The organism is Sinomonas notoginsengisoli (assembly GCF_021554725.1).
Taxonomy (GTDB): domain Bacteria; phylum Actinomycetota; class Actinomycetes; order Actinomycetales; family Micrococcaceae; genus Sinomonas; species Sinomonas notoginsengisoli.
This window is the reverse complement of record NZ_JAIZDP010000001.1, coordinates 588,977-610,715: the sequence shown is the minus strand read 5'-3', so window position 1 is coordinate 610,715 and position 21,739 is coordinate 588,977. Positions and strand designations below refer to the sequence as shown.

Here is a 21,739-nt window from a genome sequence, read left to right as displayed (position 1 = left end):
ACATGGCGCGCGGACAGCGGTGGCGCAGCCTTGACTAGCGGCCAGCCGGCCTGTTGGCGACCACGGGAGCCGCACCGGTGAAGCCCACGCGGGCCTCGGCGATCTCGTGGATCCGGTGCCTGCACGCGTACCAACCGGCGACCATGAGGCCGCAGGCGACGGCGGTCGCGAGGAGAGTCCAGGGGGAGTCCGCGAGCACCATGACGAGGACAGCGGCGAGGAACACGAGGGTCACGTACCCGGTATAGGGCGCACCGGGCATGCGGAAGGCGGGACGTTGCGTCCAGCCCTTCGCGGCCCAGCGCTGAAGCTGGATCTGGCACAGGATGATCGCGGCCCAGGTGGAGATGATGCCCACGGAGGCGACGTTGAGGACGATCTCGAACGCGTCCGAGGGCACGAGGTAGTTCAGCGGGACGCCGAGCAGGGAGACGACGGCGGTGATCGCGATGCCGCCGTAGGGGACGCCCGCCTTGTTCATGCGCAGGGCGAACCTGGGGGCGGAACCGGCGGCAGCCATCGAGCGAAGGATGCGGCCGGTGGAGTAGAGGCCGGCATTGAGGGACGAGAGGGCGGCCGTGAGGACTACGAGGTTCATGATGACGTCCACGCCCTGGACCCCGATAGAGCCGAAGAACGTGACGAAGGGCGAGACGCCCTTCTCGTAGGCGGTGTACGGCAGGAGGAGGGAGAGGAGAACGACCGAGCCGACGTAGAACACAGCGATACGGAACACCACGGAGTTGATGGCCCGCGGCATGATCTTCTCGGGGTTCTTCGTCTCCCCAGCCGCGGTGCCCACGAGCTCGACGGAGGCGTAGGCGAAGACGACGCCCTGCATGAGCAGGATCATGGGGGCGATCCCGAGGGGGAAGATGCCCCCGTGGTCTGAGATGAGCGAGAATCCGGTGGGGGCGCCGGTGGGCGTGCCGAAGAGGACGAAGTAGATGCCCAGGGCGAGGAAGGCGACGAGTGCGGCGACCTTGATCAGGGCGAACCAGAACTCCATCTCGCCGAACACCTTGACCGAGACGAGATTCAGGGCGAGGACGAGCACGAGCGCGATGAGGGCCCAGAGCCACTGCGGCACAGCGGCGATCCACGGCACGTACTTCCCGAAGAAGTGCATGTACAGGGCGGCCGCGGTGGTGTCCACGATCGTGGTCATCGCCCAGTTGATCCAGTAGAACCAGCCCGAGATGTATGCCGCCTTCTCGCCGAAGAACTCGCGGGCGTAGGAGACGAACGAGCCTGAGGACGGACGGTGGAGCACGAGTTCGCCCAGTGCACGCAGGATCAGGAAGACGAATGCGCCGCAGATAGCGTAGGCGAACACGAGCGACGGTCCGGCCGCTGAGAGCCGTCCGCCGGCGCCGAGGAACAGGCCCGTGCCGATAGCGCCGCCGATGGCGATCATCTGGATCTGCCGGGCCTTGAGCCCCTTGTGGTAGCCAGCGTCCTCGGCGTGGATGACGTGGTCGGCGGCATGGGCATGGCCGTGGTCCTCGTGGTGGTCCGGGATCTCTGGAGTGCCCTGGGGCTGGGCAGGGGTGGCAGAGGACATCGGGGTCCCTTTCGGTTGGGGGGAGGTCGGTCAGGGGGTGCGAGGGAAGTGTGGGGGTCGGGGCCTAGGACCCCAGATTGGCGAGCCGCTCAGGGCGCAGCAGCTCCTCGAGCCTTGCTGCGGTGAGGAGACCGCGCTCGAGGACAAGCTCGGCCACGCCGCGGCCGCTCGCAAGCGCCTCCTGGGCGATCGCCGTGGATTCGGCGTACCCGAGGTAGGGATTGAGCGCGGTGACGAGTCCGATGGACTGCGCGACGCTCTCCCGCAGGCGCGCGGTGTTCGCGGTGATGCCGCTGACGCATCGCACGGCAAGCGTGCGGGCTGCCGCGGTGAGGTGCGTGATGCTCTGGTGGAGGCTGTGGACGATGATGGGCTCGAACGCGTTGAGCTGGAGCTGCCCGCCCTCGGCGGCCATCGTGATGGTCACGTCGTTGCCGATCACCTCGAAGGCGACCTGGCTGACCACCTCGGGGATCACGGGGTTGATCTTGCCGGGCATGATCGAGGAGCCGGACTGCACTGCCGGGAGGTTGATCTCGGCGAGTCCGGCGCGCGGGCCGGAGGCGAGCAGCCGCAGGTCGTTGCAGATCTTGGACAGTTTGACCGCGACGCGCTTGAGGACGCCCGAGAGGTGCACGAACGCCCCCATGTCCTGGGTTGCCTCGATGAGGTCGACTGCGGTCACGAGCGGCAGGCCGGTGACCCCGCAGAGATGTCGGCACGCTGCTGCGGCGTATCCTGCGGGGGCGTTCAGGCCCGTTCCGATCGCGGTCGCCCCGAGATTGATCTCATGGATGAGGCCCGAGGACTCGCCCAGGCGTTCCCGGTCCTCGCCGATTGTCACGGCGTAGGTGCCGAACTCCTGGCCCAGGGTCATCGGAACCGCGTCCTGCAGCTGCGTTCGGCCCATCTTGACGACCGTGCAGAACTCCGTGGCCTTCGCGGCGAAGGCGTCCTCGAGCTCGGTGAGCGCGGTGAGCAACTCCCCGAGGCCCAGGACCGTGGCGACCCGAACGGCCGTCGGGTAGACGTCATTGGTCGATTGACTGAGGTTGACGTGGTCGTTGGGGTGGAGCGACGAGTAGTCCCCCTTCTCGCGGCCGAGGAGCTCGAGGGCACGGTTGGCGATCACCTCGTTCGCGTTCATGTTCGACGACGTGCCCGCCCCGCCCTGGATGACGTCGACCACGAACTCGTCGATGAGCGCTCCGTCCAGGATTTCCGTGCAGGCGGCCTCTATCGCTTCTCCGCGCTCGGCATCGAGCAGGCCTAGCTCGCGGTTCGCCCGTACTGCGGCGAGTTTGACCGCGGCGAGGCCGCGCACGAGATGGGGATTGGTCGAGAGGGGGCGCCCGGTGATCGGGAAGTTCTCCACGGCGCGGAGCGTGTGGATCCCCCAGTAGGCGTCGGCGGGGACGAGCCGGTCACCGAGCAGGTCGTGCTCGGAACGGAAGCCTGTGGGGGCGGAGGTGGGGCTGGCGGCGCTGCCGGCGGTCGCGGTGGGTGCCGTGACGCCGTCGCGGGCAACCGTTGAAGCGGTGGGGTTGCGGGGCATGGCGGTGCCTTTCTGGGGGCGGTGCTCGGGGGCGGGAATGGGACAGGAAGCGGGCGGGAAGGTGGCAGGAGGAGGAGCGGAGTGGGAATCAGACCGTGTCAGCGGGGAACGCGTCGTCCAAGGCAGTGAGCACGCCGACCTGACGGCCGCCGCCGAGGATTGCGGGCCTGGCGAGTTCCGCGAGCGGGCCGTCCTCGGCAGCCTCGGGGATGCCGAGGGCCGCGAGAGCGCGGACGGTGATCGGCATGCGCGTCCGGTCGCCGCCGTCGGCGATCTTGATGGCCACGGCACGGCCGTCCGGCAGCCCCACGAGCTGGACGCCCTCGAAGCCGTCCTTGGCGACGGCGCCAGGGACAGTGCGCATGAGGATCGTGACGTCGCGGCCCTCGCCCGCGACCATCTCGGGGTGCCGCATCATCGCACGCGCCACCGCTGCCTCGGCGGCCTGCGATCCCTTTCCATGCTCGACGGCGCATTTGCGGCTCCCATCGCAAACCCGGAAGCCGCCGTCGTCCTGCCCGACGGCGCTGTCCCGCTCATCGCCGGTGGCCGCCCTCGCGAGCCGGCCGTAGGCGCGAGCGATCCCCGTCAGGCTCAGAGCGGGCAGGGGCGTGCCGCAGCCGTCGGTGGTCCACAGGGCGGGGACCTCGCCCGTGAGCTCCGCCACGGTCTCGGCGATCTGCCTCTGCAGCGGATGCGAGGGTTCGAGGTACCCCGCCAGCGGCCAGTCGTTGAGGGCGCACACAGCGACCATGGCCGCATGCTTGCCCGAGCAGTTCTGGCAGACGCGATCGGCACTCCTGCCGGCCGCGAGCCACGCCTCGCGCTCCTGGACGCCGTAGGGCAGGTCCCGGGTGTTCGCGAGCACTGACTCGTCAAGGCCGTGGAGAGCGAGAATACGCCGGGCGCCGTCTCGGTGCACCGCCGCGCCGGAGTGGCTTGCGGCCGCGAGGGCGAGGAGCGGGTCAGGGAGGGTGAGGCCGGCCCGCACCATCGCGACCGCCTGGAGCGGCTTGAGTGCAGACCTCGGGAAGACCGGTTCGGTCGCCGTCCCCGCGGCCCACAGGAGGCCGCCCGCGGCGTCCGTTGCCGCGACGCTGCCGTAGTGCACGCCCTCGACGGCGCCGCCGCGGATCTGGGCCGCGAGCGGCACGTGCGCAGGGACGTCCTTGAGCGCTGGGGCTGAAGCGCGTAGCGCAGCGGGTGGCGTGATGGGGGTGGAAGAGGTCATGGCTCGCTTGGGGTAGGGGATCGATCGTGGCGCGCTGGTCTACGGGTGGTAGGGGAGCGGCACAGGGGGCAGCGGTTGGGTGAGACGCGGGTTACATGAGTGGCGGTGCCCCGAGCCGCTCGACGGCGTCGTCGACGGCTGCGAGATGTCGGGCCATGGCGGCGCTGGCGCGCTCGGGGGATCCAGCCTCAATGGCGTCGAGGATTTCCCGGTGCTCGTGGTCGGATGCGGCCTGGCGGTCCGCCAGGAGGTTGAGGGTCTCCGACTGGTGGGCCAAGGCCTCGCGGAGGTCGGCGAGGACGTCTTCGAAGACCCGGTTCCCGCTCGCCGTGGCGATCGTGCTGTGGAACGCCGCATCGAGGGCGACCCTCGCGGCCGGGTCGTCCTCGAGAGCGCTCTCGGCGATGATGCCCCTGAGCGTGGCGAGGTCGTCCTCGCTGCGTCTGCCGGCTGCGAGGCCAGCGGCGGGGACCTCGATGTGGGGACGGGCTTCGGTGAGGTCCCTCGCAGAGTAGCGGCCGAGCACGAGGTCGCCCGAGACCCGGGCGGAGACCACGAAGGTTCCCTTGCCCGTGTGTGTCTCGGTGAGGCCCAGGGCCGCACAGGAGCGGAGCGCCTCGCGCACCACCGACCGGCTCACTTCGTACCTTGAGGCGAGGGCGGCTTCGGAGGGCAGCTTGGACCCCACAGGCGCGAGGCCCGCCTCGATGTCGCCGCGCAGCTCGGCGAGGACAGCCTCAGCAGCACCGACGCGCACTACCGGGCGACGCTCCGCTGCTTCAGGCTGTCTGCGTGTACGGCTGTCTGACAGGTTCACGCCACCAATATGGCACGCATCACACGATGCTGTCAAAGGGCAGGACGCACGACGCCGAAGCTCACCTCGGTTCGCCGGTCACGGATGGCTTCAGTCGGCGCCAGCGGAAGGTATCACGACGGGAACGTGGCTCAGGTCCGGCCTGGGTGCAGCTCGCCCACGGGCACCTCGGCACTCACGCGGTTCTCCGGTCCAGGCAATGGACACGCCCACGCCTCGTTGTACGCACAGCTCGGGCTGTAGGCGAAATTGAAGTCCAGGATGTACCGCACGGGCGGCTCCCCGACGTCGTGCCCACCGCTGCCCGGCGCCTTCCCCGGCGAGCCCGCACCGCGCACGACGCCTAGGAACGCCCCCTTGATGGTGTCGATGAGATACCGGCCCGCGCCGTAGGAGCCGCCGGGACGCCCAGCGCTCGCGTCGCGGAACGGCACGAAGATGCCGCCCCCGTAGCCTCGGTGCCCCCACGCTGCGAGGGATCCGATTCCGGGGATCTCGAACGTGCCCAGGCGGACGAACGGCACCACGCCGTCCGTGCCCGTGGCCACCGGACGCTCTTGGCCTGCCCCTCCTGGTCCGAGTGGCAGCTCGAACCGGAAGGCGGGATCGTAGGGGGCCACCCTGAGCCCGCCGAACGCCGCACGGTCGCGCAACAGGAGCGGCGAGGCCGGATGTGTGCCGACGAGCTCGTCACGTCCCCGGCGCCAGAGCTCGTGGCCCTCGGGGGGTGTCGCGGCCTCGCGGACCTGTTCGTAGAGGGAGAAGACCTGCATGCGCCAGTCGGCCACCTCATGGGCCGGGATGTCCAGGCCAGCCTGCGCTTCTTCCCCGTAGGGATCGGACCACTCCGCATCGGGCATGGCGCCAGACTACGCCCATGGGCCTTCGCTAGGGTGTGGGGCATGGTCTCCGATTCCCGCACTGGACGCCGTCGAGGATTCTCCGGGGCTGCACGCGTGACCCGCCGCGCGCCCATCAGGATCCTGGCGGCCGGCGGTGCGGCGCTCCTGGCCCTCATCCTGGCAGGGTGCGGCGCCGGCTCGGGCGCTCCCGTATGGACTGGGGTGGCGAGTGGAACGTCCTCGGCGACGGCCGCTCCCGGGGGCCCCACGCCAGGTGGGCCGGCGGCGAGCGGTTCCGCCGCGTCGTCGGCCGCCACTGCCCGGGGCAGCGGAACACCCTCACCGGGCGCCACGAGCACCGAGTGGAAGACGTACACGGACCCAGCCAAGAAGGTCAGGTTCGAGCTTCCTGCCGCCTGGATCGTCCAGTCCACCGATCCCGCTCCCGGTGCGGCACCTGGTTCCCTGCGCCTCGAGGTCAAGAAGCGGGACGGGACGTTCGTCGCCGCCCTCGCCACCGGGCTGCCCGTCCCCTCCACCGCAGCGTGCGACCCTGCCCAGGCCAAGGTGTACTCCGTGTTGAACAGCGTTCCAGCCAAGGTCCCGTTCGCAGACGGCCCGAACGTCATCACGCCGAGGTTCGTGTTCCGCGTGATCCAGGGCTACAAGTTCTTCGGCTCTTTCGGCCTCACGGCCCTCGCCACTGCGGCCCAGGACGGCAAGGCGTGCCAGCTGAGCAACCTCGTCCCGGGCCCCGCGGGCATCGGCGGATACTCGTTCGCCGACACCACGGAGGTCGCGCCACCCTCGACGGAGACGAAGGTTGCGCCGCTGAAATCTTTCGATAGCCTTGCTCAGGCGTCGGCCTACGTCCGTGACTCGGGCGACTTCGCGGACGCGCAGCGCATGATCATGTCGCTGGCCTTCACCTGAGAACTAACACTCCTGGAGCCCCATGCAGCGCACCGTCGGTGCCCATCTGTCGTTCACCACCGTGGCGCGGACCAAGCTCGCGATGGCGATCGCGGTCGCCCGTCAGCCCGGCTTTGCCTCCTTCGAGGAAGACCTCGTGGTGACAGCGGACGGCGAACGGGTTGAACCGCGCGAGCTGCGCGGCGGGCACGGCGGGCGGTTTCACGTGCTCGAACTGTCCGAGCCTGCGGAGGTCGAGGTCGAATACAGCGCCCGGGTTGTGGGGGCCAGCGCGCCGGAGCCCATCGACGAGATGGAGCTCATCCGCTACGTGCGCCCGAGCCGGTACGCTGAGAGCGACCGGCTCCTGCCGATCTCGTACGCCCAATTCGGCTCCCTCGAGGGCTACGAGCTGGTCGAGGCCGTGCGCGAATGGGTCCATGCCCAGCTCGCCTACGTGAGCGGCTCGTCCCGAGGGACGGACGGCGCCGTGGAGACGCTCCTGCACCGACAAGGGGTATGCCGGGACTTCGCCCATCTCGCGATCGCGCTGCTGCGCGCGAAAGACGTCCCCGCCCGCCTCGCAGCCGTGTACGCGCCGGGCCTGGTGCCCATGGATTTCCACGCCGTCGCCGAGGCCTGTGTTGACGGCGCATGGCATGCCATCGACCCCACGGGCCTCGCGCCGAGAGCCGCGATGCTGCGCATCACCGCGGGGCGGGACTCGTCGGACACGGCGTTCCTCTCGACAGTGGGCGGCCGCCTCACTCTCAACCGGCTGAGCGTCACGGCCGAGGCGGACGAGCTGCCGTCCGAGGACCCGGGCACGCGCGTGTGCCTCTCCTGAGTCGCGTCACGGGAGGCGCCTCAGAGCGGATGCCGGCCCATGACGTGGGCGCGCAGCCTTGCGGTGAGGTCCCTCAGCTCGGCCAGCTCCGCGGCGTCGAGCGCACCGCCCATGATGCGGCCGATCTCCCGCACGTGCGCGCGCCCTATCTCGCGCTGCAGCCGCGCACCCTCCTCCGTGAGCCGGACGACGACGCCGCGGCCGTCTGACGGCGTGCTCTCGCGGGACACCAGTCCCTGCTTCTCGAGCCGCTCCACCAGCCGGGAGAGGCTGGACTGGGCGAGCAGGACGTGGTCGTTGAGCTCATTGAGCCTGAGGCAATGCCCCTCGCAGGAGCTCAGCGTGAACAGGACGTCATAGGCGTTGATGCCCAGCGTCCTGAAGGCAGGGTCCCGCTGGAGGCGGCGCATCACGGCCACCTGGGCGCGGAAGAGGGACTCCCACGCCTCGGACATCTCCCGCAGGGAAGGAACCTGCGCTGGGGGCAGGCTGGAGACAGTCCCGCCCCCAGCGGGCACTGCGCTCACTTTGCCGCCGCCTCCTCGAGGGGCTCAGCTGCAGCCGCCTCGGAAGCGGCGGTCGCCGCGCGCTTGGCGGCGACGAGCGAGGCATGGGTAGGGCCTTCCGGGACGTCCGCCGGGCGGCCCTCGGCGAAGCCTGCCTTGAGCTCCGGGAGCACCTCGCCCAGCAGGTCCAGCTGTTCGAGCACGGTCTTGAGGGGCAGGCCCGCGTGATCAACGAGGAAGAGTTGGCGCTGGTAGTCACCGAAGTAGTCGCGGAACGCGAGGGTCTTCTCGACGAACTCAGCTGGGCTGCCCACCGTCAGCGGGGTCTGGGCCGTGAAGTCCTCCATGGAGGGACCGTGCCCGTAGACGGGGGCGTTGTCGAAGTAGGGGCGGAACTCGCGCTTGGCGTCCTGGGAGTTCTTGCGCATGAAGAACTGGCCGCCGAGGCCAACGATTGCCTGATGGGCCTTACCGTGGCCGTAGTGCTCGAACCGTTCACGGTAGAGGTTGATGAGCCGGATGTAGTGCTCCTTCGGCCAGAAGATGTTGTTGGCGAAGAAGCCGTCGCCGTAGTACGCCGCGAGTTCTGCGATCTGCGGGGTCCGGATCGAGCCGTGCCACACGAACGGAGGAACCTCGTCGAGCGGGCGGGGAGTTGCGGTGAAGTTGTGCAGTGGAGTGCGGAACTTGCCGCTCCACGTGATGGTCTCCTCGTCCCAGAGTCGGCGCAGCAGTGCGTAGTTCTCGATGGTGAGCTCAAGGGAGTCCTGCGGGCTCTTGCCGAACCATGGGTAGACCGGAGCAGTGTTGCCGCGGCCCAGCACCAGGTCCGTCCGGCCGCCCACGAGGTGCTGGAGCATGCCGAAGTCCTCGGCGATCTTGACCGGGTCATTGGTTGTGATCAGGGTTGTGGTGGTCGAGAGGATGAGCTTCTCGGTCTGTGCCCCGATGTAGCCCAGGAGTGTGGTGGGGGAGCTCGGGTAGAACGGTGGGTTGTGGTGCTCGCCGGTCGCGAAGACGTCGAGGCCCACCTCCTCGGCATGCTTGGCGATCTTCACGATCGCCTGGATCCGCTCTCCTTCAGTGGGCATGTGGCCCGTGGTGGGATCGAGCGTGACATCGCCGACGCTGAAGATGCCGAACTGCATGGGATGACCTTTCCTTGCCCGGCCCGTGGCCGCTGCGGAGTCTGAGGTAAATGCATTTGCATCTATCTCAACGGGCGCGCTCGCCGGATCATTCCCTCGCCGGATTCAGCCCTTCGCGACGCGGCGTCCGCTCACCCTCGGCACGGCGCCGGTGGTCCAGTCGCCGTCGAGCTCCGCTTCGGTCCTGCCCCCGTCCTTCTCCCGCTCGCGGACCGCCGGTGTCCGCTTGAGGTCGCGCAGGAGCCGGCGCCTCTCGAGGCGCCCCTCGACGAGCCGGTACAGCACGGGGACGAGGATGAGCGTGAGGGCTGTCGAGGACACGAGCCCGCCGACCACGACGACGGCTAGCGGCTGCGCGATGAAGCCGCCACCGCCCGTGAGGCCCAGCGCCATGGGCGTGAGGGCGAACACGGTCGCGAGTGCGGTCATGAGGATCGGCCGCAGGCGCTGCCGCGCCCCGCGCTCGATCGCCTCCGCCAGGTCCAGTGCAGGACGGCCGGGCCCCGGCCGGCGGTACTGGTTGATGAGGTCGATCAGCACGATCGCATTGGTCACCACAATGCCCACGAGCATGAGCATGCCGATGAGGCCGGGCAGCCCGAGCGGGATTCTGGCCGCCAGCAGTGCCCCGATGGCCCCCGTCGCGGCGAACGGGATCGAGACGAGGAGCAGGAGCGGCTGGATGAGGCTCTTGAACGCCGCCACCATGATCACGTAGACGATCGCGATCGCGGCGAGCAGTGCGAGCCCCAGTTGCCTGAACGACTCGGCCTGCTGGGCGCTCGCGCCGCCCACGCTCGCCGTCGCATCCCGCTCGAGGGCCAATCCGGAGACACGGCGCTGCACCTCGGCGCTCACCGTTCCGAGGTTGGTGTCCTGGGGTGACACGGAGACCGTCGCGGTGCGCTGGCCCGAGGTGCTCGTCACCGTGACGGGGACGTCAGCCTGCTCGACGGTCGCGATCGCAGCGAGCGTGAGTCCCCCCGGCGCACCCGGGATCGGTGTGTTCTTCACCGCGTCCACGCTGGCGAACGGCGTCCCGCGGCCGATCCGCACCGGATAGTCGGTGGTGCCGAAGCGCACGGTGCCGGCCGGCACCGGGCTCGCGCTCGCGGCCAGCGCGCCCGCGATCTGCTGTTCGTTGAGATTGGCTGCGGCCGCCTTGGCCCGGTCCACCCGGACTTGGACCACGGGCTGCCCGCCTATGAGGTTGCTCGTGACGTCGGTTGCACCCGGCAGGTCGCCCAGGGCCTTCATGACGACGTCGTTCGCGGCGGTGAGCGAGTCGGCGTCGGGCGCTTTGACCGTCACGTCAACGGTCGAGGAGGTGCCGAAGCCGCCCTGCTGGGATCCCACAGTGATCCTGCCGGCCCCGTCGAGGCGGCCGACGGCGTCACGCACCTTGGCCTGGAGAGCCCCCTGATCGTGCGACTCGTCCGTGATGACGGTGAAGGTCGCGCTCGACGCGCCCGCGGAGAGGAAGGTGCCGAATCCGGTCGTCGAGTTGCCGATCGTGGACTGGACTGTGGTGACGCCGTCCGTCCCCCGGAGGACTTCCTCGACGCGGCCGGCGGCTGTCCCAGTCGCCGTCAGGCTCGTGCCCGCGGGCATCGTCTGGCGCACAGTGAAGGAATTCTCGCCGGTGCCGCTGAGGAGGTTCGTCTGTAGCAGGGGTGTCATTGCGAAGGTTGCCCCGAGGACGAGCACCCCCGCGGCGAGCGTAATGACCGGGTGCCGCTGGGTGGTGTGGAGGATCGGCAGGTAGCCGCGCTGGAGGCGGGAGGACTTCTCCTTCTCCTGTGCCTCGGCCCGTGCCTCGGCGGGGTCGATGCCCCTGGCGGCCCGGTGGCCCAGGAACCAGTAGGCGAGCACTGGGACGATCGTGAGGGAGACCGCGAGGGAGGCGAGGAGCGCGATCGTGACGGTGAGGGCGAACGGGCGGAACAGCTCGCCGGCCAGGCTGCCGACGAACGCGATCGGGAGGAAGACTGCCACAGTGGTCAGGGTTGAGGCGGTCACTGCCCCAGCGACCTCGCGAACGCCGGCGAGGATCGCCGTCGTCTTCTCCTCGCCGTAGGAGAGGTGCCGCTTGATGTTCTCGATGACCACGATCGAATCGTCAACCACACGGCCGATAGCGATGGTGAGCGCGCCGAGAGTGAGGAGGTTCAGGGAGTACTTCGTGGCGTACAGGCCAATGAAGGTGATCAGCAGGGACAGCGGAATCGAGACGGCCGTCACGAGCGTCGAGCGGACCGAGAGCAGGAAGACGAGGATCGTCAGCACCGCGAATCCGAGCCCCAGAAGGCCTTCGGTAGTGAGGTCCTTGATGGACTTCTCGATGAACGGGGCCTGGTCGAATACGGTGGTGAGCTTGGCGTTCGAGCCGAGCTCGGCTTGGAGCTGGGGAATGAGGTCCCGCACAGCGTGGGAGATGGCGACCGCGTCGCCCTCGGGCTTCTTGGTCACCGAGAGGGCGAGGGTAGGCCTGCCGTCGGTACGGGTGATCGACGTTGCGGCGTCGTCCTCAAGGGCTACGCTCGCGACATCGCGGATCGCCGTGGGTGTCTTGGCCCCAGTGAGGGGGAGCGCTCCGACGGCGTCGGTCGAGTCGAGCGGGCTGCCTGCCTGGAGCGAAAGCGTCCTCCCTTCGCCCTGGACCGTGCCGATCGGGGTGAGGGACCCGTTGTTCTGCAGCGCCGTCTTGATGGATCCGGGATCGACCCCGCGGGCGCCCATCTTGGCGGGATCAGGGGTGATCTGCAGGTGCCGGGTGGCGCCGCCGGTCACATCGGCCCCCCGAACGCCTGCGATCTTCTGGATCTTGGGCACGGCAATCTCGGCGAGCTGGGAGTTGAGCTCGCTCAGCGACTTCTCGCTCGAGGCCGCGAGGAAGACGATTGGGAAGTCCGAGATGCTGCCTGCGACTGTCTGGGGCTCGACGTCGGCGGGCAGCTGCCGCTTCACGGTCGAGATCGCGCGGTCCATCTGATTGCGGGCTCGGTCGAGGTTGGTCCCGTAGGTGAAGGAAAGGCGGATCGTCGATATCCCCGTCCGGGACGTCGAGGCGGAGCTCTCGAGGCCTTCGACCGCCTGGAGCGCCCGTTCGAGAGGCTGGCCCACCTGCTTGTCGATGACCTCAGGCGACGCCCCGGGCATCGACGAGACGACGGTGAGCTGGGGGAACTCGATCGAGGGGATTAGCTCCTGCTTGAGGTTGCCGGCGGTAATGACGCCGAACACGGCAGCGAAAACCGTGATGAGCGCGATCAGGGCCTTGTTCGCCATGGAGAGACGGGCGAGGCGGAACATGTTGGCCCCCTTCGAGGTTCTATCGCGGGTCGAGGTCAGGGGCAGGGCCCCCGGAGTCACCTGCGGCCCGCGCCCACCCGGTCGGGGTGGGGCGCGGGCCGCCGGTTGTCAGGCCTTCAGTGCGCAGCGGCGGTGAGGCCGAGGGACGCGGCGGTGGTGGCCGCGACCTGTGCCGCGAGGTCGGGGTTGTCGTTGAGCTTGACGCCGTAGCCGGGCATGATCTCTGCCAGCCTGGGCTCCCACCCCTTGAAATTCTTCGGGAAGCAGCGCTGCATGAGCTCGAGCATGATCGGCACCGCCGTCGATGCGCCCGGGGAGGCACCGAGAAGAGCGCCGATCGAGCCGTCACGGGAGGTGATCACTTCGGTGCCGAACTGGAGGACGCCGCCCTTGGCCGAGTCCTTCTTGATGATCTGGACCCGCTGGCCGGCCGTGATGAGCTCCCAACCGTCGCCCGACGCCTTGGGGAAGTATTCGCGCAGTGCGTCGATCTTCGCGTCGCGGCTCCTGACGACCTCCTTGACGAGGTACGCCGTGAGATCCATGTTGTCCTTGGCCACGGCCAGCATCGGGATGACGTTGCTGGGCCGGATCGAGCCCGGAAGGTCCCAGAGGGAGCCGTGCTTGAGGAAGTTTGTGGAGAAGCCCGCGTAGGGCCCGAACAGCAGGGAGCGCTTGCCGTCGACATAGCGCGTGTCGAGGTGTGGAACGGACATGGGCGGGGCGCCGACGGATGCTTGGCCATAGACCTTGGCGTTGTGCGTGGACGTGATCGAGTCGTCAGTGCTGCGCAGGAACTGCCCCGAGACCGGGAACCCGCCGTAGCCCTTGCTCTCCGCGATCCCGGAGGCCTGGAGGAGGTGCAGGGCACCGCCGCCGGCACCCACGAAGACGAACTTGGCGTGGATGCCGCCCCGCTCGCCAGAGGCCCTGTGCTTTGTGGCGACGCTCCATCCGCCTCGCGAACGCTCCAGACCCGTGACATCGGTGCCGTAGTTGATCTCAACCCCGTTGCGCCCGAGGAAGCCCACGAGCTCTTTCGAGAGCCTGCCGAAATCGACATCGGTGCCCTCGGCCACGCGCGTTGCGGCGACGCGGCCGGAACCCCGGCCACCCATGACGAGTGGAGCCCATGCGGCAATCTGCGCCGGGTCCTCGCTGTACTCCATCGATGAGAAGAGGGTGTTCGGGTGGAGGGCCTTGTAGCGGGCCTTGAGGAAGTCCGCTTGGGCATCGCCGATCACGAAGCTCATATGGGGCACGTTGTGGATGAAGTCCGCCGGGTCGCCGATGCTGCCGTCGTCGACGAGGTGCGACCAGAACTGGCGCGAGAGCTGGTAGCCCTCGTTGATGCCCAGCGCCTTCGCTGGATTGATGGACCCGTCCTTGGCCTGAGGCGTGTAGTTGAGCTCGCAGTAAGCCGCGTGCCCAGTGCCCGCGTTGTTCCACGGCCCCGAGCTCTCGAGCCCCACCTCGTCGAGGCGCTCGAAGAGCACGATGCTCCAGCTAGGTTCCAGCTTCTTGAGGAATGCGCCGAGGGTGGCGCTCATGATGCCCCCGCCGATGAGGACGACATCGGCAGATCGCGTGGTGGAAATGAAGGTCACTGAAGTCTCCCTGCACAAATGGACCAGTGGCAGAATATCCCTCGCCCGGCGGAATCGTTAAATCCTTCAAGGTCGTGCAGTCAAGTCCTCCGCGCAGGTTTTTTGCCCTTGTGCGTTCATGCTCCAGAGGCGAGCTTGACGTGGTTGAAGGGCTCGTTGAGCACCGGCGAGGCTGGATAGGTGGCCACGCGTGCCGAGACCGCCACGGCCGAGATGGGGAAGGCGATCGGGACCGCGGGCACCGTCGAGCCGATCTGGCCGTTGATGTTCTGGTAGGCCTGCGTCCGCTCGGTCCCGTCCGGCAGGCCTCGCGCGCGCTCGATCTTGCTGAAGATCTGGGCGTCGAAGAAGCCGAACTCGCCGTTCTTCGCGCCGAACAGCGGAGCGAGGAAGTCGTCCGGGTCGGCGTAAGTGCCGTATCGACCCAGCAGATGGAAGGCGTGGTCGCCCGGAGACGTGACCTTCTGAAGATAGCCGTCTGACCAGTCCATCGGTACGGGCTTGATGTTCAGCCCTAGGACCGTCAGCTGCGCTGCGATCTCCGCGTACACCTTCTCGGGGTTCGGCAAGTACAGCCGCGTCACGTTCCGGGGGTAGTAGAAGGTGAGTTCCTCGCCCTTGTACCCGGCTTCGCTCAGGAGCCGCTTGGCCTTCTCGGGATCGTAGGACGGGAAGCCGCCGGAGGGGTTGAAGCCGCTGAGCTTGGGCGGGACAAACTGCGAGGCAGCCTTGGTGTCCTCGAGGAAGAGCGGTTTGATGACCGCATCCTTGCTGATGCTCATGGCGATCGCTTGGCGCACCTTGTCGTTCTGGAGCAGGGGCACCGCCTGGTTCATCCCCAGGTAGACCACGGAGAACGGGTCGCGGCGCACTACCTGGAACCCCTTGCGGACGAGCGTCTCGATGTTGGAGACGGTCACGGCGTCGTAGCCGTCGATCCGGCCCGCGACCAGCGCCTGCAGGCGGCTCTGGGGGGTGTCGTACACGACGAATGAGAGCTCGGAGATCTGACCCCGCTCACCCCAGTAGTCCGCGGAGCTCTCGAGAACCACCGCGTCCTTGGTCCACTCGCGGAATCGGAACGGTCCGGTGCCGACCGGGTGCTGCCCGTACTTGGAGACCTTCGTCCCGGAGGAGAGTTGGTCCTCGACATCTGCCGTTCCGGCCGCGAGCGCCGTCGGGGAGGAGATCGCGAACGCCGGCGCCGTCATGGCGGCAAGGAAGCTCGTGAGGGGCTGCGTCAATTCGACCCGCACCTCGTGGTCGTTCAGCACCGTGCAGCCCTTGTAGAGGGAGAGGGACGCCTGATCCGAGTGCGCCTTGAAGACGGACGTGAAGGAGAGGCCCGGGTGGACCGAGCGGAACTGCGGCGAGAAGGCGTACCAGCGGTCGAAGTTGGCCTTCACGGCGGCGGCGTTGAAGGGCGTGCCGTCGTGGAACACCACGCCCTCCCGCAGCGTGAACGTCCACGACGTCTGGTCTGCGCCCTGCGACCATTTCGTGGCGAGTGCCGGTGCAGGCACGCCGGTGTCGGGATCCGGGGTCACGAGGCACTCGAGCACCTGACGGGTGATGCGCCATGACTCGAGGTCTGGCGTCACGGCCGGATCCAAGCCGATGGGCGGAGCGGGGGTGGCGAACGTGAACTTCGCCGTCTGCCCCGGCGCTCCGCTCTTTGTGGGAGAGGGTGCCGGGGAGGGCAATCCCGTGCACCCGCTGAGCAGGACGGCCGCTGCCGCTGCCTGGAACAGCTCCCTGCGCCTGATGGTCCCCGAACCACTCACGGATTCTCCACGCCTTTCGCTCCCCGCCGCATGCCCGGCGCCCTCTTCATTGGGTGTCGACCTGCTCGGCCTGGAATAACCGCGACGGACGCAACGACCGAGGCGGCGGCAAGGGCCGGAGGCGGTGCGCGAGGAGGGACTTGAACCCTCACGTCCTAGGACACAGGAACCTAAATCCTGCGTGTCTGCCAATTCCACCACTCGCGCTCGGCCCCGCAATCGCGGGGCAACCCGATCAGTCTACCGGTCCGATCCTGAGGTCTCGGTGGAGCTTGGCCACGTGCCCCTTGGCCCGCACGTTGTACTGGGCGAGCTCGATCCTGCCGTCTGCGCCGATCACGAATGTCGAGCGGATGAGGCCCTGGTAGGTGCGGCCGTAGTTGAGCTTTTCGCCCCAGGTGCCGTAGGCCTCCGAGACAGCGTGGTCCGCATCGGCGAGCAGGCGGAACCCAAGGTCCTGCGCGTCGGCGAACTTCCGCACGGCCTCAAGGGGGTCGGGGGAGATCCCCACGACGCTCAGGCCAGCGGCGGCCAGACCGGGGAGTCCGTCACGGAAGTCGCAGGCCTCCTGCGTGCACGCAGGGGTATCGACTTGGGGGAAGAAGTAGAGGATGGTCCTTGCCCCGACGAGGTCGGAGAGCGACGTAGTGCCGCCCTCGGAGTCCGGAAGCGAGAAGGCGGGCGCAGGCTCGCCCACGGCAAGGCGGTGGGCAGGTCCAGAGGAAGTCACGAGCCGAGCCTAGCTGCATTCGGCCAGCCCGCGGCGCCCGCTGGACCGGCTTGCTCACGCCGACATCCGCCCGATCAGCTCGCGTCCCGGTCCACGCTGTCGATTTCATATTCCTGAGGAACTCCTGTAGAGTCTCATGTCGTTGCGGGGCACGGAGATGGTTCGAAACCGGCCCGCAGTGCATATGCGCCTCTAGCTCAACTGGCAGAGCAATTGACTCTTAATCAATGGGTTCCGGGTTCGAGTCCCGGGGGGCGCACAGAGGTCTGAGGACTCCGGCAGAAGTCGGGGTCCTCACGGCGTTTTAAAGGCCAGCATCGGTATGCCGCCATCGGGATATGGGGCCAGCATCCACTCAGTGCTGGATGGCCTCAGAGCCCTATCAGTTCGCGGAGGAATTCGGCCAGATCGGCGGCATCCTCATCTTGGCCCAAGGCCATACCATGCTCCGGGCCCAGAGTGCAGGCGGAACGCAGCGTAAAGGTGACGATCCGGCCGGTGCTCGTGGCGACGTCGAACGTTTCAGGAGCGCTTTCCGCGACGTAGGCGAGATTGGTGAGGTCGATCGTCGTCGGCTGGCCCAGGGGAGCAAGGGTCTCGCGGTGGAAGGGGGCCATGACCAGCTCGACGGGCCGCCGACGGTAACCCAGGATCTGCCCGGTGGGGACCGGGATTCCCACCCTTTGCCCCGAGACCGTGCCGCCGCACTCAGTCACGCAGACGAGGTTGTAGTCGCCGTAGTTAGGAATCTGGCTGTCGAACACGCGGTGAAGAGAGGACTTAAGCGCGTTATCGGACCTTGGGAACGAATCGTCCGAGACTGTGCTGCTCACGAGGGGTGCTCCTTTCTCCGCAGTCAGTCTACGTACCGATCCGCTGCGGGCGGAGGGTCTGCGCGCATGGTGAGCACTCGCCGTCGTTCGCTGGGGGATTCCTCGTCTCAAGTCCGTGATCCACATCACGAGAGGGCCCTAGACTGTGGGCCATGAGCGAGCAGAGCCAGACCCAGGCAGCCCCCCGCGAGGGCATCGACTCCAAGCCACGCAGCCGGGTCGTCACCGACGGCATCCACGCAGCCCCAGCCCGCGGCATGCTGCGCGCCGTCGGCTTCGGCGACGAGGACTTCGCCAAGCCCCAGGTGGGCATCGCGAGTTCCTGGAACGAGATCACTCCCTGCAACCTCTCTCTCGACCGGTTGGCGAAGGCGGCAAAGGAAGGCGTCCATGCGGCGGGCGGATTCCCCATGCAGTTCGGCACGATCTCCGTCTCCGACGGCATCTCCATGGGCCACGAGGGCATGCACTTCTCACTCGTCTCACGGGAGATCATCGCGGACTCGGTCGAGACGGTCATGCAGGCTGAGCGCATCGACGGACAGATCCTGCTCGCCGGGTGCGACAAGTCCCTGCCGGGCATGCTCATGGCTGCCGCGCGTCTGGACGTCGCGAGCGTGTTCCTCTACGCGGGCTCGATCATGCCGGGCTGGGTGAAGCTCGAGGACGGCACGGAGAAGGACGTCACCCTCATCGATGCCTTCGAGGCCGTCGGCGCGTGCGCCGCGGGCCGGATGTCCCACGGCGACCTCGACCGGATCGAGCGGGCCATCTGCCCGGGGGAGGGTGCGTGCGGTGGTATGTACACAGCGAACACGATGGCCAGCGCCGCCGAGGCGCTGGGCATGTCCCTGCCCGGCTCTGCCGCCCCGCCCTCCGCGGACCGCCGGCGCGACATGTTCGCGCACCGGTCCGGCGAGGCGGTCGTGAACCTCCTCAAGCAGGGGATCACCGCGCGGGACATCCTGACGCGCGAGGCGTTCGAGAACGCGATTGCCGTGACCATGGCGTTCGGTGGCTCGACCAACTCGGTGCTCCACCTCCTCGCCATTGCGCGCGAGGCAGAGGTCGAGCTGGAGCTGAAGGACTTCAACCGTGTCGGGGACAGGGTCCCGCATCTGGGAGACCTCAAGCCGTTCGGCCGGTACGTCATGTACGACCTCGACCGTGTCGGTGGTGTCCCTGTTGTCATGCGTGCCCTCTTGGATGCTGGCCTGCTGCACGGCGATGCGCTCACGGTCACGGGCAGGACCGTGGCCGAGAACCTCGCCGAGATCGCACCGCCGGACCTCGACGGGAAGATTGTGCGGGCCATGGACAACCCGATCCATGCCACCGGTGGACTCTCCATTCTCCATGGCTCCCTGGCACCGGAGGGCGCTGTGGTGAAGACGGCCGGGTTTGACGCCGAAGTCTTCGAAGGCACCGCTCGGGTGTTCGAACGGGAGCAGGGCGCCCTCGAAGCGCTCGAGGCCGGAGCCATCACGGCAGGTGATGTCGTCGTCATCCGCTATGAGGGCCCCAAGGGCGGCCCCGGGATGCGGGAGATGCTCGCCATCACGGGCGCGATCAAGGGTGCGGGCCTCGGCAAAGACGTCCTCCTGCTCACCGATGGCCGCTTCTCCGGCGGCACGACTGGCCTGTGCATCGGCCATGTGGCGCCCGAGGCGGTCGACGGTGGGCCGATCGCCTTCCTGCGGGATGGAGACCCCGTGCGCGTGGACATCCCGAACCGCAGGCTGGACCTGCTCGTCGACGACGTGGAGCTCGCCTCCCGCCGTGAGGGCTGGGCGCCGCTGCCGGCCAAGTTCACGCGGGGTGTGCTCTCGAAGTACGCCAAGCTCGTCCACTCTGCGAGTGAGGGGGCCGTCCTAGGCTGAAACCTGGCCTTCGGGCGTCCCCTCGACACGGGGATCTCACTTGCTGGATTGTTGTCCGTATCCTGAGACGCCCATGGGCCAAATTGACACTCCAGAGCTCAATTCGCGAGACTGTGGGCATGCAGATCGACCCGGCGAACATGGTGCTCGATGTCGTCGTCGTTGCCGAGCGCGTGGCTCACTGAGCCCGTCTGGCACGATCTGTCACGCGCAACCCCTCGAGACGCCAGGCGGCCGGGGGGTTTTTCGTTTCTGAGCACACAACCTTCGCCACGAAGATCCTAAGGAAGAGACTGATGAGCAAAGGAACGCCAATCAGCCCGTCGCTGATGGCTTCGAAGCCGTCCTCGGCCAAGGCCGCGGATCCTGTCGACACCGTCGACTCTGCCTCTGCCGTCTTGGGGCCCAACCGTGTTGTTGAGCCCACCGAGATGACTGGATCTGAAGCAATTGTCCGCTCGCTCGAGGAACTGGGCGTGGATGATGTCTTTGGTCTCCCGGGCGGCGCGATCCTGCCGACCTATGACCCTCTGATGGCTTCCAAGATCAACCACATCCTCGTGCGCCACGAGCAGGGCGCAGGCCACGCGGCCCAAGGCTACGCGATGGTCACCGGGCGTGTGGGAGTCTGCATTGCGACGTCGGGCCCGGGCGCCACCAATCTCGTGACCGCGATCGCCGACGCGCACATGGACTCTGTCCCCCTCGTAGCCATCACCGGGCAGGTTGCCAGCTCGGTGATCGGCTCGGACGCCTTCCAGGAAGCCGACATCGTGGGCATCACCATGCCCATCACGAAGCACTCGTTCCTGGTCACGAATGCCGCGAACATCCCGCAGGTCCTGGCCGAGGCATTCCACCTCGCCTCGACCGGCCGCCCCGGGCCCGTGCTCGTCGACGTGGCGAAGGACGCCCAGCAGGCCAAGATGGTGTTCAGCTGGCCGCCGAAGATCGATCTCCCGGGCTACCGACCGGTGACCCGCGGCCACAGCAAGCAGGTCAGGGAGGCGGCGAAGCTCATCGCCTCGGCGTCCAAGCCCGTCCTCTACGTCGGCGGCGGCGTGATCAAGGCCCATGCCTCGGCCGAGCTCCTGGCCCTCGCCGAAACGACGGGTGCACCGGTCGTCACGACCCTCACCGCGCGGGGAGCGTTCCCGGACTCCCACCGCCAGCACCTTGGGATGCCCGGCATGCACGGTGGCGTCGCGGCCGTCACGGCCCTGCAGCAGGCTGACCTGCTCATCACGCTCGGGGCGCGGTTCGACGATCGCGTGACCGGAGTCCTGAGCACGTTCGCCCCGAACGCCAAGGTGATCCACGCGGACATCGATCCGGCCGAGATCTCCAAGAACCGCGCCGCGGACGTTCCGATCGTGGGTTCGGTCAAGGAGATCCTCCCCGAGATCTCCGAGACTCTGAAGGGGCTCTATGGGAAGAACGGCGCGCCGGACCTCACGGCCTGGTGGTCTTTCCTGGACAAGCTGCGCGAGGACTATCCCCTGGGCTGGACCGACGCCGAGGACGGGCTCCTCACGCCGCAGCACGTGATCCAGCGGATCGGCGAGCTCACGGGTCCCGAGGGCGTCTACGTGGCGGGAGTCGGCCAGCATCAGATGTGGGCCGCGCAGTTCATCAAGTACGAGCGGCCGCACTCGTGGCTCAACTCGGCGGGCCTCGGCACGATGGGCTATTCCGTTCCCGCTGCGATGGGCGCCAAGGTCGGCAATCCGGACCGCGTGGTCTGGGCCATCGACGGCGACGGCTGTTTCCAGATGACGAACCAGGAACTCGCCACCTGCGCCCTGAACAACATCCCGATCAAGGTTGCGGTCATCAACAACTCCTCGCTCGGCATGGTCCGCCAGTGGCAGACGCTCTTCTACGACGGCCGGTACTCCAACACTGACCTCCAGACGGGCGCCGACACGGTGCGCATCCCGGACTTCGTCAAGCTCGGTGAGGCATATGGCTGCGCGTCCTTCCGGGTCGAGCGCGAGGAGGACGTCGACGCCACCATCGCCAAGGCCCTCGAGATCAACGACCGCCCCGTGGTCATCGACTTCGTGGTCAGCCCCAACGCGATGGTCTGGCCTATGGTGCCGTCCGGCGTCAGCAACGACCTCATCCAGGTCGCCCGCAATTCCACCCCCGACTGGGAAGAGGAGGACTGA

16 protein-coding genes and 2 tRNA genes are annotated in these 21,739 nt (G+C 68.0%); 5 read left to right on the top strand and 13 right to left on the bottom strand.

The annotated features are described in order from the left end of the window. Positions 1-34 precede the first annotated feature (34 nt). The 5 genes from LF262_RS02785 to LF262_RS02765 all read right to left on the bottom strand — a co-directional run bounded on the left by LF262_RS02785 (position 35) and on the right by LF262_RS02765 (position 6,027). On the bottom strand, positions 35-1,564 hold the full coding sequence (locus tag LF262_RS02785; protein WP_235778733.1) for an amino acid permease: 1,530 nt from the start codon (positions 1,562-1,564) through the stop codon (positions 35-37). Between the two features lie 64 nt (positions 1,565-1,628). After that, the gene (locus tag LF262_RS02780) at positions 1,629-3,119 is read right to left on the bottom strand and encodes an aspartate ammonia-lyase (protein ID WP_235778732.1); all 1,491 of its coding nucleotides are present in this window, start codon (positions 3,117-3,119) and stop codon (positions 1,629-1,631) included. 88 nt (positions 3,120-3,207) lie between these two features. Beyond that, a complete protein-coding gene (locus LF262_RS02775) occupies positions 3,208-4,350 on the bottom strand; it encodes an asparaginase (protein ID WP_235778731.1) in 1,143 nt (380 codons plus the stop codon). Between the two features lie 91 nt (positions 4,351-4,441). After that, positions 4,442-5,167 carry a FadR/GntR family transcriptional regulator gene (locus LF262_RS02770; RefSeq protein WP_235778730.1) on the bottom strand — a complete coding sequence of 242 codons (726 nt, stop codon included), beginning with the start codon at positions 5,165-5,167 and terminating at the stop codon, positions 4,442-4,444. A gap of 131 nt (positions 5,168-5,298) precedes the next feature. Beyond that, positions 5,299-6,027 (bottom strand): DUF1684 domain-containing protein, encoded by a 729-nt coding sequence (locus LF262_RS02765; protein WP_235778729.1) that lies wholly within the window; start codon positions 6,025-6,027, stop codon positions 5,299-5,301. Between the two features lie 42 nt (positions 6,028-6,069). Here LF262_RS02765 and LF262_RS02760 point away from each other — a divergent pair, with 42 nt between their 5' ends. Both LF262_RS02760 and LF262_RS02755 read left to right on the top strand, forming a co-directional pair. Beyond that, positions 6,070-6,942: a hypothetical protein gene (locus LF262_RS02760; protein WP_235778728.1), complete on the top strand. Its 873-nt coding sequence runs from the start codon at positions 6,070-6,072 to the stop codon at positions 6,940-6,942. A 22-nt stretch (positions 6,943-6,964) separates the two neighbouring features. After that, on the top strand, positions 6,965-7,768 hold the full coding sequence (locus tag LF262_RS02755) for a transglutaminase-like domain-containing protein (RefSeq protein WP_235778727.1): 804 nt from the start codon (positions 6,965-6,967) through the stop codon (positions 7,766-7,768). 20 nt (positions 7,769-7,788) lie between these two features. Here the strand turns inward: LF262_RS02755 and LF262_RS02750 are convergent, their stop codons facing one another. The 7 genes from LF262_RS02750 to LF262_RS02720 form a co-directional block, all read right to left on the bottom strand. Next, positions 7,789-8,223 (bottom strand): MarR family winged helix-turn-helix transcriptional regulator, encoded by a 435-nt coding sequence (locus tag LF262_RS02750; protein WP_235779279.1) that lies wholly within the window; start codon positions 8,221-8,223, stop codon positions 7,789-7,791. 68 nt (positions 8,224-8,291) lie between these two features. Next, complete coding sequence (locus LF262_RS02745; RefSeq protein ID WP_235778726.1) at positions 8,292-9,422, bottom strand: CE1758 family FMN-dependent luciferase-like monooxygenase; 1,131 nt, start codon at positions 9,420-9,422, stop codon at positions 8,292-8,294. Positions 9,423-9,527: 105 nt separating this feature from the next. Next, a complete protein-coding gene (locus LF262_RS02740; RefSeq protein ID WP_235778725.1) occupies positions 9,528-12,734 on the bottom strand; it encodes an efflux RND transporter permease subunit in 3,207 nt (1,068 codons plus the stop codon). 116 nt (positions 12,735-12,850) lie between these two features. Next, complete coding sequence (locus tag LF262_RS02735) at positions 12,851-14,341, bottom strand: malate:quinone oxidoreductase (RefSeq protein ID WP_235778724.1); 1,491 nt, start codon at positions 14,339-14,341, stop codon at positions 12,851-12,853. A 116-nt stretch (positions 14,342-14,457) separates the two neighbouring features. Beyond that, positions 14,458-16,125: an ABC transporter substrate-binding protein gene (locus tag LF262_RS02730; RefSeq protein WP_235778723.1), complete on the bottom strand. Its 1,668-nt coding sequence runs from the start codon at positions 16,123-16,125 to the stop codon at positions 14,458-14,460. Positions 16,126-16,250: 125 nt separating this feature from the next. Continuing rightward, positions 16,251-16,332: transfer RNA gene (locus LF262_RS02725), tRNA-Leu, on the bottom strand. Between the two features lie 28 nt (positions 16,333-16,360). Continuing rightward, positions 16,361-16,855: a peroxiredoxin gene (locus LF262_RS02720; RefSeq protein ID WP_235778722.1), complete on the bottom strand. Its 495-nt coding sequence runs from the start codon at positions 16,853-16,855 to the stop codon at positions 16,361-16,363. A gap of 186 nt (positions 16,856-17,041) precedes the next feature. On the opposite strand from LF262_RS02720, the gene LF262_RS02715 reads away from it, so the two are divergent. Beyond that, a tRNA-Lys gene (locus LF262_RS02715) sits at positions 17,042-17,114 on the top strand. Positions 17,115-17,226: 112 nt separating this feature from the next. Here LF262_RS02715 and LF262_RS02710 read toward each other — a convergent pair. After that, entirely contained in the window at positions 17,227-17,688 is a 462-nt protein-coding gene (locus LF262_RS02710; protein ID WP_235778721.1) for a hypothetical protein, read from the bottom strand. Between the two features lie 152 nt (positions 17,689-17,840). Between LF262_RS02710 and ilvD the strand changes: the two genes are divergently transcribed. Both ilvD and LF262_RS02700 read left to right on the top strand, forming a co-directional pair. Further along, a complete protein-coding gene (gene ilvD / locus LF262_RS02705) occupies positions 17,841-19,568 on the top strand; it encodes a dihydroxy-acid dehydratase (RefSeq protein WP_235778720.1) in 1,728 nt (575 codons plus the stop codon). A gap of 296 nt (positions 19,569-19,864) precedes the next feature. Then, positions 19,865-21,739, top strand: coding sequence for an acetolactate synthase large subunit (locus LF262_RS02700; protein WP_235778719.1), 1,875 nt, complete (start codon positions 19,865-19,867; stop codon positions 21,737-21,739).

Coding starts and splice junctions, on each gene's coding strand:
- LF262_RS02785 (WP_235778733.1), bottom strand. CDS start 1,564: ATGTCCTCTGCCACCCCTGCCCAGCCCCAGGGCACTCCAGAGATCCCG.
- LF262_RS02780 (WP_235778732.1), bottom strand. CDS start 3,119: ATGCCCCGCAACCCCACCGCTTCAACGGTTGCCCGCGACGGCGTCACG.
- LF262_RS02775 (WP_235778731.1), bottom strand. CDS start 4,350: ATGACCTCTTCCACCCCCATCACGCCACCCGCTGCGCTACGCGCTTCA.
- LF262_RS02765 (WP_235778729.1), bottom strand. CDS start 6,027: ATGCCCGATGCGGAGTGGTCCGATCCCTACGGGGAAGAAGCGCAGGCT.
- LF262_RS02760 (WP_235778728.1), top strand. CDS start 6,070: ATGGTCTCCGATTCCCGCACTGGACGCCGTCGAGGATTCTCCGGGGCT.
- LF262_RS02755 (WP_235778727.1), top strand. CDS start 6,965: ATGCAGCGCACCGTCGGTGCCCATCTGTCGTTCACCACCGTGGCGCGG.
- LF262_RS02750 (WP_235779279.1), bottom strand. CDS start 8,223: ATGTCCGAGGCGTGGGAGTCCCTCTTCCGCGCCCAGGTGGCCGTGATG.
- LF262_RS02745 (WP_235778726.1), bottom strand. CDS start 9,422: ATGCAGTTCGGCATCTTCAGCGTCGGCGATGTCACGCTCGATCCCACC.
- LF262_RS02740 (WP_235778725.1), bottom strand. CDS start 12,734: ATGTTCCGCCTCGCCCGTCTCTCCATGGCGAACAAGGCCCTGATCGCG.
- ilvD (WP_235778720.1), top strand. CDS start 17,841: ATGAGCGAGCAGAGCCAGACCCAGGCAGCCCCCCGCGAGGGCATCGAC.
- LF262_RS02700 (WP_235778719.1), top strand. CDS start 19,865: ATGAGCAAAGGAACGCCAATCAGCCCGTCGCTGATGGCTTCGAAGCCG.